The following is a 14497-nucleotide window of genomic DNA, read 5'->3' as shown; positions in this document are numbered from 1 at the left end:
ATGTATGTTGTTTGTCTTTGATTCGCTGCTTTTGGTGAAAGTTCCATGTCACAAGACAATCAGTCAAAACCGACGGATGAGCAGATAACTCAACCTCCCCAAAAACATTACCAGAGAGTTCAGCCATTTTGGAAGGCTAAAATTATCCAACTTCTTCAAGGGACGATTGGGGTTTTAGAAGTAACGGTGGAAAAACTAGAGACAGCACCCCCACCTGGTACTGAGGAAAAACCTGGTTTTTTTCAGCAGCTTCAGTTGTGGTGGGGTGGATTGTTAAGGACAATCCGCTTGTTTTTACCATCAAATTTGTCAACAAAGTTATCAGATACAGCTTTGACGGGAATTGTTACTGGAATTGCTGTAATTCTCGTTTGGACAACTACAACTATCTTTACTGGTAAACCTACGGAAGTAGCAACTGTTCCCCCGGTTGAAGAGGTTCCGATACCAACACCAACGGTAACTACTCCACCGGAGTCAGTCGCACCAGAACCACAGCCGCCACAGCCACCAGAGGAAATTACACCGTCGCCAGAAGTACAAACTACCCCACCAACGCCGGAACCAGAACCAATTCCTACGCCAACGCCAATCCCAACACCAACGCCGACACCAATTATAGAATTGACACCTGAACAAGCTTTGATTGCGGCTATTGAAAATCAGGTAGCTGAAATTAGCGATCGCATTGCCTCTGGTCTGATAAAGTCAATTCAAGCCAACTTCCGCACTAGCAATCTAACTGTCCTTATTAGTGACGATTGGTACACTCTCAAAGAATCTCAGCAGGATAAGCTAGCTGCTGAGATATTACAACGCTCTCAAGAACTTGATTTTACTCATTTAGAAATTATCGATTCCCAAAATAGGCTAATAGCTCGTAACCCAGTTGTTGGGACTGAGATAGTGATTTTTAAACGGCAAACAACAAGTTAAAATAATTAGCAATTTCTAATTTAGACGTTTAACTTTAAGTATTTATGTTAGACAACATTTCGCTATTGCTCAAAGCTTGTCAAAACTTAAACATCAACTATGAAATTCTTCATCCATCTGAAAACTTAATTAAAATAAAATTGAATAGTAAACAGCATTATTTTTGTAACTATAGCACTCCGTTACTTAATCAAGCAGTAGCACACCTTATCAAAGACAAAGAATACACATATCATGTTTTAAAGGAAAAAATTAAACTTCCTCGGACAGTAGGTTTTCTTTCCCCTTTTTGTGACAGCAAATATAAGATTTACTTAAAATCTCCAACTATTCAAGATATCGTCTTAGAAATCAAAGAAAGTTTTGAAGCACCAGTGATTATTAAAAGAAATTCTGGTGCAAGCGGACATAATGTCTTTTTATGTGAGAATCTAAATGAAATTGAAACTGCTTTAAAAGAAATTTTTAAGATAAATAACAAGTATGATTACGTCGCTCTTGCCCAAGAATTTATTCACATCAAATCTGAATATAGAGCGATTTTCTTAAATAAAGAGTTAGTTTTGCTTTATGAAAAAGATATAACTGATGCGAAATTTGTCGGTAATCTCAGTCCTCTACACTGGGACGGTGCAAAAGCCAAGTATATTAACGATCCACAAATACTTTCAGAAATTGCTAATTTTGCTCAACCAGTTTTTGAAGAATTAGACCTTGATTATGGTGGTTTAGATATCGTATTAGACCAAGATCATCAATATTGGTTAATTGAAATTAATTCTCACCCAAATTTTAGCATTTTTACTAGAGACAATGGAGAGGATCATGTGTTGAAAGTTTTTGAAAAAATGCTAATTAGCCTAGCCTCAAATTGAAGAAACAGATAAGGGAACAATTTTTGATTTTGGATTGAAGAAAAAATCTAAAGTCGAATGACTTCTAACTCATCACCTCTTTGCCTGAGTTGGTATCCATACAGTAAAAATCGAGCCAATACTTACAGTTGATTCTACTTCAATTCGACCTCGATGGAGTTCTATAAGTTGTTTAGTTAAAGCCAGCCCTAGCCCAGTGCCTGCGTAGCGGCGGCGATAGGATGTATCGATCTGTTGAAATTTTTCAAACAGTAATGGTAATTGTTCCTTAGGAATACCAATTCCGGTATCTTCCACTTGAAAAATAGCAGTATTATCTTCCACCCAAAGACGTAAGGTAACGCTACCACTTTTAGGGGTGAATTTAATCGCATTAGTTAATAGATTCCAGAGGATTTGTTCTACTCGTTTTGCATCGCCGATAAAGCGATCGCACCTGGGATTGATTTGCAAATCAAGTATGAGATTAATTTGTTCGCTTGTTGCTTTTTTTCGCAGTGACTTCATAGCATTTTCGGCAACATTCACTAAAGAAAATTCCGAAATGTTTAAAGCTATCTTACCAGCCTCGATTTGCGATAAATCGAGGATGTCATTAATCATTTCTAATAAATGTTCACCACTATCGTGGATTGTTTGCAGATAATCCCGTTGTCGTTGACTTAATTCACCTAAAGGCCAGCGTAATAACGTCGAAGACATCCCAATAACATAAGTTAAAGGCGTGAGCAATTCATGAGTGATAGTAGCGAGAAATTCACTTTTGATCCGGCCAGCAGCTTCGGCGGCTAAAAGAGCATCACGTAGAGCCATTGTACGCTCAATAACTCGTTGTTCGAGAGTTTGTTTTTCTTGGGTGAGGGTTTGCATTAACTCAGCTTGGTGAATAGCGATCGCTAATTGTTCTGCGATCGCAACCAGCAAGTTTTTTTCGCTATTATTCCATTGGTGAGGGCGATCGCACTGATGAGCAATCAGCAATCCCCACAGTTTATCCTCAAACATAATCGGTGCAGCCAACTTAGCCCTAACTTGGCATTCCCTTAAAAAATTCAACAAACACTCTTCTAGAGCATAAGTTTTTTCGACATCATCCACAGCTAAAGTAAAGCCTTGACGATACTTTTCCCAACACTGAGAAGTGCGGATAAAGCAATTTTTTTCCGTGTAATTCAACACCGATGTAATAGCATCTGTAGCACGGGCTTCATAGACAATATAACCTCCATTCTTTTGGCAGTCTCCTAGTAGAGGTTGATTGTTTGCTGATATAAAAGACGAGTATTTATCGTTGTTATCGTGTATAGAAAAATAGATTTCCGCAGATTCCCTAACAGATAGTTCCATATCTGTTGGTAGTGCCGTTTCATTGAGGGGAATAGTATCAGAATCGTATTGTTGAGCCTTAACTTGGGAACCTGCAAATTTATAGATTACTAATCTGTCTAATTCTAGAAACTCACGCACCTGTGTAATTGCCGTTGCCATAATGACCGGTAAATCCAAGCTTTTGCGGATCTGCGTTGTTACCTGATTTAATAGCCGCTCTTGAGAAATCTGTTTTTTTAAAGCATCTTCCACTGGTTGACAGATATAAACTGCCGGCCCAATTGGGTTTGGATCTGCTATTATTTCTTGGTTTGGCTGAGTTAGGAGATATTCTAATAACAACAGCGAGAATTGACTTTGGAGCGTAGCATCATTCGGTCTAATAATTTGCCGATAGCGTTCGAGATTTTGGTGAGTATAAGAATCGCACTTAAACAAGTCTCTCAATTGGTAGATAAAAGAAGCGATCGCCTCCAAATTAAACGTCAATTGAGCATTGAATGCCGAGTAAATTCCTTGCTCCCCTGCTCCCCTACTTTCCTGCTCCTCCTCAAAGTTTCCTACCAAGAGCGCACTAAACTGCTCAGAAACTACTAGCGTAAACCTTTGCCTTTGCCACTCCACAGGTCTGCAAATCCGCACCAGCACAGCTTCTGTCAGTACCAGAGCGGCACTTTCCACCCTTTGAGCCATCTGTTCTAACAATTCCCCAAGCTGATTAAATACAACAATAGGCAAGGTTCGAGAAAAGCTCAAATCAGGAGAACTAAGCATTTTCAGTCGTTTTGGTGAGAGGGGGTAAATCCGGGGAAAAAAGTTTGTTTTGATTATCTACTAACCAACAATTTTAAAACGGTAAGACAGAATTATGCATCGTACAAGTAGCACATCGGGTGGATGGAATCAGTCAGAGGGTTTAATTTTTCTAGAACAAACTCCAGCGCCTTTCGTGTTGATTACGGCTGCTGATACCGACATTCAAACTTTGGCAGCTGCGGTTACAAAGTTACCTGTAAGCTTTCCTGCATTAAGAGTCGCCAACCTTTTGCAGTTGCAGCAACAATTAAGTATAGATACTTACGGAGAACAAGTTTTAGAACATGCCCAAGTAATTATTTTGCGCCTGTTAGGAGGACGCTCCTACTGGGGTTATGGCTTAGAAGTAGTGCAAGAAATTGTGCAACGTAATGGTAGAACCCTTATTGTAATGCCAGGCGATGACGCTTTTGATCCCGATTTAATTTCCCAGTCTACCGTGCCTTTGGGTATTGTTAACCAGGTATGGCAGTATTTTAGCGAAGGCGGCGTAGAAAATTTCGTTAATGCTCTGCAATTTATCTCCGATAGTTGCTTATTAACTGCATATAATCCCCCGCCACCGCGGCCAATTGGGCGTGTGGGATTGTATGAGTGGAGAATGAGGGGACAAGGGGACAAGGAGACAAGGGGACAAGGGGGACGCCCAATGCCCCATGCCCCATGCCCCATGCCCAAAATCGGCATCCTTTTCTACCGCGCTCATTATTTAGCTGGAAATACTAAAGTAATTGATGTTTTATGCGAAGCTTTGGTACAGAAAAATTTACAACCAGTGCCAGTATTTGTTTCTTCATTGCGTGAACCAGATGTTCAAGTTGAGTTGAGTGAATTTTTCCAACCTAAAGAAGCTGAATCAATCGCTGTGCTGCTAAATACCACCAGTTTTTCTCTAGCACGCTTGGAAAGCGAAACACCCCAAATCGATCTGTGGCAAAAATTAGATGTGCCTGTGTTGCAGGTAATCCTCAGTGGCGGGTCAATTGAGCAGTGGGAGTCACAGTTTCAAGGGCTTTCTCCCCGCGATATTGGGATGAATGTGGCGCTACCAGAAGTAGATGGGCGGATTATTACTCGTGCTGTGTCTTTTAAAGCAGTGCAAACTCGTAATCCCCATCTAGAGACAGATGTGGTAATTTATGAACCAGTGAGCGATCGCATCGAGTTCGTTGCTAAACTAGCAGCAAATTGGGCGCGTCTACGTTCTAAACCACCCCAAGAAAGGCGAATTGCCCTAATACTGGCAAACTACCCCAACCGCAATGGCCGCCTCGCCAATGGTGTGGGACTCGACACCCCAGCTAGTTGTGTAGAAATCCTGCAAGCTTTACATCTGGCTGGGTATGAAGTAGAAAATCCACCTGTTCAAGGAGACGAGTTGATTCAACGGCTGACCGATGGTGTAACTAACGATCCGGAAGGTAGAGAATGGCTTCCGGTACACCAAAGTGTTTCTTGGGAAGAGTTTCAAGAATATTTCGCTTCATTACCGCCACTAGTGCAGCAGGGTATTAGTGAAAGGTGGGGAATAGGGCATGGGGCATGGGGCATGGGGCATAGGGACAAGGGAGATAAGGGAGATAAGGGAGACAAGAGGGACAAGGGGGACAAGGGGACAAGGGGAATTATCGAACAAATCTCTCCCAAGTCTCCCCCCTCCTCCTTGTCTACCTTGTCTCTTCTTCATGCCCAATGCCCAATGCCCAATGCCCAATCCCGAATCCCTGTTCCCGGAATTCAACTCGGCAACATCTTCGTGGGAATTCAGCCAGCAAGGGGTTATGATAATGACCCCAGTTTGAATTATCATGCGCCAGATTTAGAACCAACCCATGCTTATTTAGCTTTCTACTATTGGGTCAGAGAATGTTTTGGTGCTGATGCTGTAGTTCATGTGGGAAAACACGGAAATTTAGAATGGCTACCCGGCAAAAGTGTGGCTTTATCAAATAATTGTTATCCAGAAGTGGCTTTCGGCGCACTTCCCCATCTGTACCCGTTTATTGTCAATGACCCTGGTGAAGGTTCCCAAGCCAAACGTCGCGCTCAAGCGGTGATTATAGATCACCTCACGCCGCCGATGACTCGTGCGGAACTCTACGGTTCTTTGCAACAGTTAGAAAATTTAATTGATGAGTATTATGAAGCAGACAGTTTAGATCCTTCGCGTTTGCCAGTAATTCGCGATCGCATCCACGAACTGGTAATCAAAGAAAATTTACACCAGGATTTGGGGATTCAAAACGAAGAAATTTTAAATTTTGAATTTTTAATTTTGAATTCCATAGGTGGCTATCTTTGTGAATTGAAAGAAGCCCAAATCCGCGATGGCTTGCACATTTTTGGGCAATGTCCCCAAGGACGGCAACTGCGAGACTTAATAGTAGCGATCGCTCGCATACCCAATCGCCATTCTTCAGGAATTACCCGCGCCATAGCTCAAGATTGGGGTTTAGACTTCGATCCCCTCACAGCAGATTTGTCAATGACTAGTGGTGAATACTCAATAGTCAATGGCATAGAATGCCGTACCCTCGGTGATATCATCGAAGTCCTAGAAGAACACGCCGCCCTTTTAGTAGAACAACTAATAAATCAGGACTCAGAATTCAGAATTCAGAATTCTGAATTTAGAAATCAGGAATCTTGTACAGACGCGATGAATCGCGTCTGTACCTGGATACGCGATCGCCTACTTCCAGCTTTACAAAAAACCCCCGAAGAAATCACCCATTTATTACACGGACTCGATGGCGGATATGTCCCCAGCGCTCCATCTGGCGCACCCACCCGCGGCCGCCCCGAAGTTCTACCAACAGGGAAAAACTTTTATTCTGTCGATATTCGCGCCATTCCCACAGAGACAGCTTGGGATATCGGCAGAAAAGCCGCTGAAACCCTCGTAGAATATTACACTCAAGAGCATGGTGAGTATCCCAAAACACTAGGCTTATCAATGTGGGGCACAGCCACCATGAGAACTGGCGGTGATGATATAGCTGAAGCTTTGGCTTTACTCGGAGTTCAACCTGTATGGGATGGTGCAGCACGGCGAGTAGTGGATTTTGAAATTTTGCCCCTAGCGATTTTGGGGCGCCCTCGGGTAGATGTCACCTTGCGAATTTCGGGATTCTTCCGCGATGCTTTTCCCAACTTAATTGACTTATTCGCTCAAGCAGTATCAGCAGTGGCAGACTTGGATGAACCGCCAGAACAAAATCCCCTAGCGGATGCAGTTCGCCAAGAAACTGATTTGTGGACAAGCCAAGGATTAACTTTAGAAGCAGCCGTAGTGCGATCGCGTTATCGCATCTTTGGTTCTCGTCCAGGTACTTACGGCGCCGGACTCCAAGGTTTAATCGAATCGCAAAACTGGACAGACGACCAAGATTTAGCCCGCGCCTACATTAACTGGAGTTCTTACGCCTACTCTTCGGGAGCAGGGGCAGCAGGGAGAGATAAGGAGAATAAACAATGCCCAATGACGCCACTTACTCCACTTGGGGAGACCCCAAGACCGCAGTGGCTCCCCAATGCCCCATGCCCCATGCCCAATACCAAAGCCTTCGAGCAACGCTTGGCGCAAATGCAAATTGTCCTGCACAATCAAGACAACCGCGAACACGACCTACTCGATTCTGATGATTATTACCAATTTCAGGGTGGCTTAACAGCGGCGGTACGTTCTCTACAGGGAAAAAATCCTCAAACTTATTTTGGAGATAATTCTATACCCGCCCAACCACGCGTTCGTCAACTGAAAGCAGAAATTGCACGAGTGTATCGTTCTCGCGTAATTAATCCCAAGTGGATTGCAGGAGTTATGCGCCACGGTTACAAAGGAGCCTTTGAAATGGCGGCGACGGTAGATTACCTATTCGCCTACGATGCAACAGCTAAATGTGTCGAAGATTACATGTATCAAGGCATAGTGGAAGCTTATTTACTCGATCCAGTTGTTGTAGAATTTATTCAGCAAAAGAACCCTTACGCACTGCGTGATATTGCTGAAAAATTATTAGAAGCACACAAGCGCAATTTGTGGGAGGATGTAAATATAGGAACATTAGAAGCTTTGAGGAACCTAGTACATCAAGCTGAAGCGGTTATCGAAGAAAAATCAATGGTGTAGGAAAAAAATATGGAGAATCTTGCGTATTTGCACCTAGCTTTCGCCTACGAAGACAGCACACCCAGTGAATTGGTCTGGCTCAGTTCTTTGTTTAAGGACGCAGGTGCACCAGACTGGAAAAGGCTTTCAGGTAGAGCTTGGAAGTATATGTTGCCCCTTGCTCTGTCTTTATCTATTCTTGGTGCTGTCAGTAGCGTCATGGCTCTAGAAAAAGGCGATCAAGGCCCTTCTGTCAGAAATCTACAACAAAAGTTGAAAACAGCAGGTTTTTACCAAGCTTCTGTTACCCAAGTATATGACGCATCCACACAAGAAGCTGTGCGGCGCTTCCAAAAGGCTGCTGGTTTACCAGTGGACGGCATTGTAGGAGCAAACACCCTGCAAAAATTAGAAAATTGGCAGGCGAGAAAGCCCACAACTAGGGCTACACAAGCTAAAAGGACTACTGCTGTAAGCGCACAAGCCAAAAAGCCCAGTACTACTAATTCAGCCACCAGCAAACGCCGCAATCCCAACTACCTTGCTAAGGGAGATGAAGGTGAAGATGTCAAAGCTTTGCAAGAAAGGTTAAGAATCGCAGGCTTTTATTATGGAAACGCCACAGGCATATTTGGTCCAATTACCGAAGAATCTGTCAAGCGGTTCCAAGATTCTTACAAATTAAGCGTTGATGGAATTGTAGGCCCAGCAACATTGGCGAAATTGCCGGGAGTTGGCATCGGTGACGGAGAAGAGGCTCCCAAAAAGGTAGTCAATCGAGACAAACTTCGTGTAGGCGATCGCGGTGAGCCAGTTAGAATTGTTCAAGAACAATTGATCCAGGCAGGATATTTAGAGGGAGAGCCAAATGGCTACTATGGCCCCTATACTGCTGATGCTGTAAAGAGATTTCAGGCAGCTAATTTCTTAGCAGCAAGTGGTGTTGCTGGCCCAACTACACGAGCTAAGTTATATAACTCAGTTAATACTACTAGCAAAAGCGAATTTAATACCTTAGAAATTCAAACCCGACTACGGGAGCGGGGTTTTTATAAAGGCAAGCTGAATGGTGTGATGGCAGATGACACCAAAAAAGCGATAAAACAAGCCCAAGAATTCTACGGGATTAGTCTTAAGGATCTTAAAAGCGGACGCTTTTAACATCCGCTTTGGTGTCGTTAGTATCAGTTCCCAACTGGTTACTTGCCTCCAGTAACAGCAAATTACGAACTGCTCAGATTCCATTTATTTGGTTAATTTGAGTAGTTTCGTCTTATTTATTCACCCAAGTGCTAAAGCGGCATCAGCGCCCGTTGACACTTGGGACACACTGCATGAATGGTCATTTGACAGTCCAGTAGGTGAAAACCTTCTTTTTGAGCGGTTTTTGAGCCAATTTTTAAAATTGAGTCATTTTTAAACTCAATAGTTGAGTTGCATCGAACACAAATTAAGTGATGGTGATGATGAGGATAGGGCTGGTTGATCTCATAATGCTTATGTCCCTCGCCCAATTCTAGTTCCCTTAAAATTCCCATCCTTGCCATCAACTTCAAAGTCCGATAAATAGTTGACAGACTGATCCCTTCACCATCAGTTTCTAGCCGATGATAAAGATCCTCCGCACTCAGATGTTCACCTTGCGGAAGTTCTTGAAAAATGTGTAAAATTGTTTCGCGCTGGGGAGTTAAACGCCAGCCTCGGTCGTTCAGTTCTGCCTTAAGTGAAGTAGTTGTGTAGACAGTCATACTAATAGTTCTCAACAAATATCGTTAATTGAGAATATAACAAATCTTTTGAGCAATTTGCAACAATCATTGCCTATTGAGAATTTTTACTAAATATTTAAGAACAATTCATCAAATCTTGAGCAAAATTCAAGTAATAAGCTGTAATACATTTAATTTGCATACAGCTAATAGTTAGGATACTTATAACGATTGCATCCCTTGACTTTGAATTTTGCATAAGTTAAATTTAAATTGCTCAGTTGCTCCCCACCTTCAAGATATTTGGGGAAAACTTTTGTAAAATTTAATGCTAATTATTAGCTGTAAGCTGATAAAAGGCTTTTAACTTAGGGATCAAATCAGCCTTTTGTCCCTAGTCGTTTGTCAACTGTAGTTTTCTAATGACAAAGCGCAAAGTCGAGCCAGTCGCACAGTCAGGGTTTCCCGACTTGGGCGAACTGGCGTTGAGCGCCGGCTTCTGGCGATGCCTACGGCAACGCCAAGGGCGAACAGAACTTTGTAAGAGATGACTAATAACAAATGACTAACTTAAAGACTCCAAATAGTCGCGAATCAGGTTGCGGCGCTTGGGTTGACGTAGCTTTTGCAAAGCCTTGGATTCAATTTGGCGGACTCGTTCGCGCGATAAGTCAAGAGCGCGGCCAATTTCCGCTAAAGAATAAGGATGACCATCTGCCAAACCAAACCGCATCAGAATTACATCGCGCTCCCGGCTAGTCAAGTCTGACAGAAGATGATGCAAATCTTTTTGTAAAGATTCTCGCATTAACATCTCTTCTGGAGTTACACTGTCGGTCTCGAGTAATTCGCCTAACTCAGTGTCTTTATCTTTTCCTACTTTGGTTTCCAAAGAAACTGAGCGAGGAACCCGCAACAAAACTTCTCGTACTTGGGTCGGTGTCATCTCTAACTCAGTTGCTAAATCTTCTAGAGTTGGGGTGCGACCTTTTTCTTGAGCAATTTTGCGTTGGGCTTTTTTGATTTTGTTTAACTTTTCAGTAATATGAACCGGTAAGCGAATCGTGCGACTAGAAGTAGCGATCGCCCGTGTAATACCCTGACGAATCCACCAGTAAGCATAAGTACTGAAGCGATAACCCTTAGTTGGGTCAAATTTTTCTACAGCCCGCTCCAAACCTAATGTACCTTCTTGGACTAAATCCAACAATTCCAAACCACGATTTTGATATTTCTTAGCAACAGACACAACCAGACGAAGATTCGCCTTAATCATGTGTTCTTTAGCTTGGAGTCCTTGGGATTGAACTTGTTCCAACTCTTCTACTGTCAACTTGGCGATTTCTGCCCAGCGACGTTTGCCATCTGCCAAAGTCGGCCTAAGATCGGATAAAACTATATCAGCAGTAGCAGCCCATCTTTCCAAAGACGGCCGATGTCCCAGTTCAGAAGTAAGACGTTCTTGAACTTCAATTAACCGAAGATAGGGCGTAATCACTTCATCCCCTTGCTTGGCAGCGTTAGCAAGTACTATCCGCATCCGCAAGTAACGTTGGACTTTTTGAGCTTCTGAAACCTCTTCATCACGCCCTAACAAGCGAACCCGACCAATTTCTTGAAGATATAGACGTACTAGGTCTGTACTCCGACGGTTGGTGCTAGTAGCAAAGTTAGCATTGTCAACAGAAGCCATCTCTAGCTCCTGTAGGTCATCTACCGATAACTCACTTTCATCAATCGTGAGATCCGAGTCCAAAGCCTGGCTAGACTTTTTGGTGTTGTAGGGGGCGTCTGTATAAAAAGATGTTGCTGGCATAAAGATCGTCTCAATGGCTCCAGGTAACAATAGATTTCGGTCAGCTTAGATTACGGTCAGCTATTCAACTGTTGCTATTGTTCCCGTGATTCACGATGAACTAACATGGTTGAACGTTCCATTACAATTTTTTTAGAAATTAACTGTAAGGGTTTTATTAGATACAGGATTACTGAACTTAATCGGCTACTAAACTTTTGATTCAACCAATAGCTATTTAAATTCACAGCTAGGCTTTCAATATTTCAACTACTTAGTTAACATTTCAACTTTGATGATTTTTTGATAGTAACTTTTGTAACACGGTATAAACATTCTTCGGTGAATGTCATCTTTATAATTGGCATAGTCACATTTACATGGTGACAAAAGTAATATCCTGACGATTTACCAATTTTTTCTCAGGATTATTCAGGTATAAGTAGAACTAATAGATATCAGGGAAGTGATTAGCATTAACGGCAAAAATTCTCTCGACACAGAGATAGAAAATGCGGATAAACGATCAAATACTCTCTCCGTGTCCCTGTATCCTCTTGCATATCAGCCTTAACTTGCCAATTTCAATTTGACAAACTACTAGTACAGCGCGGCGTAAATAAACCACCCCTTCGGGTTCGGCAGTTCCTCATGGGGGGAACCCCCAAGACCGGACTGCCTCACCATTCCAAATCAACGAAACGCTTACGCTGTATTCCTTTTGAATTTTTAATTTTGAATTTTGAATTCCGCCTTGCGGTACTAGTAGTTGTATTCTGGCTTAATATCTCGCAACATTAGTTCGTCAAGTGCTTGTCCGGGTGTGATTTCGCCTTGAAGTAACCGATAAACTTGCTCGGTAATTGGGACTGCGATGTTTTGTTGCTTGGCTCGTTGCATCAAAACTTGGCAAGTGTTCACTCCTTCAGCAGTTCCTTGTAAATTTGCGAGAGTTTCTGTAAGTGACTTACCACCAGCTAGCTGGTAGCCGACTTGGTAATTGCGACTTAAGGGACTGTTGCACGTTGCTAACAAATCTCCTAGACCTGATAAACCATAAAATGTTTCCGTCTTTGCACCCCAGTTGTTGCCGATGCGAACCATTTCTGTAAGTCCACGGGTGACTAAAGCAGCTTTGGCATTGGTTCCCAGTTGTAAACCATCGCACACACCTGCTGCGATCGCAATCACATTTTTCAGTGTTCCCCCTAATTCCACGCCCAAGGGGTCGGGATTGGTATATACCCGGAAACGATGAGAAGAAAATACTAACTGTACTACTTCCGCTGCCGTGGGAATATTACTGGCTACCACTGTAGCTGCTGGTAATTCCATTTGAATTTCTTTTGATAAATTAGGCCCAGACAAAACAACCACTGCATGGTTAGGGAATATTGTTTGCCAAATTTGTGAAGGCGTGCAGGTGGTTTGAGGGTCTAAGCCTTTCGTCGCTGTCACAAAAATTGTCTCTGGAGAAAGGGGAAAAGACTGGACTTGGGAAGCAACATCTCTCACACCAATCATTGAGATAGCAGACAGGACTATTTGCACATCTTTTAAAACTGCTTGGATTTGGGAACCTTGACGCGACCACACGCGCACCTGATGACCATTTGCAGCGGCAAGATTTGCTAAAGATGCACCCCAAGCACCTGCACCAAGAATTGCAACAGAAAGTTTTGTGTTGGAGTACATCTGCTCACTCATAATTCTTAATTCCTAACTCCTAACTTTTGAGCGTGGGTAACGTTCCATCAATTCTCTAACTTGTTCTGCATGATATGAGCTTCTTGTCAATGGTGAAGAAACAACTTGTAAAAATCCAATTTCTTCACCGAACGCTTTCCAATTAGCAAATTGTTCTGGATTGACAAATTCGTTTACCTGCAAGTGTTTTTGACTGGGTTGGAGATATTGCCCAATTGTCAAAATGTCGCAATCAACGGTTCGTAAGTCTTGCATGACTTGGCGGATTTCGGTATCAGTTTCACCGAGTCCAACCATGATCCCGGATTTAGTGTATGTGTGAGGAGAAAGTTGACGAGTGTGCTGCAATAATTCTAATGTGCGATCATAGTTTCCTTGGGGACGCACTCGGCGATATAGGCGTGGAACAGTTTCGGTATTGTGGTTTAATACCTCTGGCGCAGCTTGTAGAATCGACTCTAGAGCATTCCAATTACCGCATAAGTCAGGAATTAGCACTTCAATTGTGGTGTTGGGTGAAACAGAGTTAACTGCATCAATACACGCTATAAACTGAGATGCACCACCATCAAGCAAGTCATCTCGGTTTACAGAAGTGATGACTACATGATTAAGGTTCATGCGACGAACAGCTTGGGCCAGTCGTGTAGGTTCCGTGGGGTCTAGTAGTTTGGGTTTTTTCTCAAAATCAATATCGCAGTAAGGACAAGCGCGTGTACAAGCCGGGCCCATAATCAAAAACGTAGCAGTCCCAGCGTTGAAGCATTCACCAATATTCGGACAGGACGCTTCCTCGCAAACTGTATTGAGGGCTAAATCCCGCAAAATTTCTTTAACGTTACCGATGCGCTCACGTCCAGGTGCTTTCACCCGCAACCAGTCTGGTTTTACAGTCACAATCCGCTTTTACCACTAGAGTTATACAAACTCAATCCTAGCAAGCAAAGTCTTTGATGAAGCGATCGTATATAGATGTAATTCTGTTATTTGGCACAGGTTGTGATATTCTTAATTTACAATGCCATTTTTATGGCGGGATGTAGCGCAGCTTGGTAGCGCACTTCGTTCGGGACGAAGGGGCCGCTGGTTCGAATCCAGTCATCCCGATTTGTCGCTGTAGAGCGACAAATTATTTGGCCGTGGCGACAAATAATCTGTCAAAACTCATAGAGCGACAAATTATTTGTCAACTGCTTTCCTATGGACTTAAATATAGATA

Annotated in this window: 10 protein-coding genes and 1 tRNA gene; 6 read left to right on the top strand and 5 right to left on the bottom strand. The window is 42.8% G+C overall.

From position 1 onward, the window contains the following. Positions 1–45: 45 nt before the first annotated feature. Both V7K56_RS36745 and V7K56_RS36740 read left to right on the top strand, forming a co-directional pair. Positions 46–936, top strand: a complete 891-nt coding sequence (locus V7K56_RS36745; RefSeq protein ID WP_334919091.1) for a hypothetical protein — start codon at positions 46–48, stop codon at positions 934–936. A gap of 44 nt (positions 937–980) precedes the next feature. Beyond that, positions 981–1811 (top strand): ATP-grasp domain-containing protein, encoded by an 831-nt coding sequence (locus V7K56_RS36740; RefSeq protein WP_334919089.1) that lies wholly within the window; start codon positions 981–983, stop codon positions 1809–1811. 72 nt (positions 1812–1883) lie between these two features. Here the strand turns inward: V7K56_RS36740 and V7K56_RS36735 are convergent, their stop codons facing one another. Continuing rightward, the gene (locus V7K56_RS36735) at positions 1884–3914 is read right to left on the bottom strand and encodes a GAF domain-containing sensor histidine kinase (RefSeq protein WP_334919087.1); all 2031 of its coding nucleotides are present in this window, start codon (positions 3912–3914) and stop codon (positions 1884–1886) included. A 94-nt stretch (positions 3915–4008) separates the two neighbouring features. Here V7K56_RS36735 and cobN point away from each other — a divergent pair, with 94 nt between their 5' ends. Both cobN and V7K56_RS36725 read left to right on the top strand, forming a co-directional pair. Continuing rightward, a complete protein-coding gene (cobN, locus tag V7K56_RS36730; RefSeq protein WP_334919086.1) occupies positions 4009–8088 on the top strand; it encodes a cobaltochelatase subunit CobN in 4080 nt (1359 codons plus the stop codon). Between the two features lie 9 nt (positions 8089–8097). Then, the gene (locus V7K56_RS36725; RefSeq protein WP_334919084.1) at positions 8098–9228 is read left to right on the top strand and encodes a peptidoglycan-binding domain-containing protein; all 1131 of its coding nucleotides are present in this window, start codon (positions 8098–8100) and stop codon (positions 9226–9228) included. Between the two features lie 131 nt (positions 9229–9359). Here V7K56_RS36725 and V7K56_RS36720 read toward each other — a convergent pair whose 3' ends face one another. After that, a complete protein-coding gene (locus V7K56_RS36720) occupies positions 9360–9815 on the bottom strand; it encodes a Fur family transcriptional regulator (protein WP_292844215.1) in 456 nt (151 codons plus the stop codon). Between the two features lie 383 nt (positions 9816–10198). Here V7K56_RS36720 and V7K56_RS36715 point away from each other — a divergent pair, with 383 nt between their 5' ends. Beyond that, a complete protein-coding gene (locus V7K56_RS36715) occupies positions 10199–10327 on the top strand; it encodes a hypothetical protein (protein WP_334919082.1) in 129 nt (42 codons plus the stop codon). A 14-nt stretch (positions 10328–10341) separates the two neighbouring features. On the opposite strand, the gene sigC is transcribed toward V7K56_RS36715, so the two are convergent. The 3 genes from sigC to lipA form a co-directional block, all read right to left on the bottom strand. Beyond that, positions 10342–11592 carry an RNA polymerase sigma factor SigC gene (gene sigC / locus V7K56_RS36710; protein WP_334919080.1) on the bottom strand — a complete coding sequence of 417 codons (1251 nt, stop codon included), beginning with the start codon at positions 11590–11592 and terminating at the stop codon, positions 10342–10344. 741 nt (positions 11593–12333) lie between these two features. Beyond that, entirely contained in the window at positions 12334–13266 is a 933-nt protein-coding gene (locus V7K56_RS36705) for an NAD(P)H-dependent glycerol-3-phosphate dehydrogenase (RefSeq protein WP_334919136.1), read from the bottom strand. Positions 13267–13290: 24 nt separating this feature from the next. Next, complete coding sequence (lipA, locus tag V7K56_RS36700; RefSeq protein ID WP_334919078.1) at positions 13291–14175, bottom strand: lipoyl synthase; 885 nt, start codon at positions 14173–14175, stop codon at positions 13291–13293. 136 nt (positions 14176–14311) lie between these two features. Between lipA and V7K56_RS36695 the strand changes: the two genes are divergently transcribed. Next, positions 14312–14385 (top strand) — tRNA-Pro (locus V7K56_RS36695). Positions 14386–14497: the final 112 nt, after the last annotated feature.

The organism is Nostoc sp., assembly GCF_036917535.1.
In the GTDB taxonomy this organism is placed as follows: Bacteria; Cyanobacteriota; Cyanobacteriia; order Cyanobacteriales; family Nostocaceae; genus Nostoc.
The sequence above is the reverse complement of the archived record's forward strand: the minus strand, read 5'-3'. Positions and strand labels throughout refer to the sequence as shown.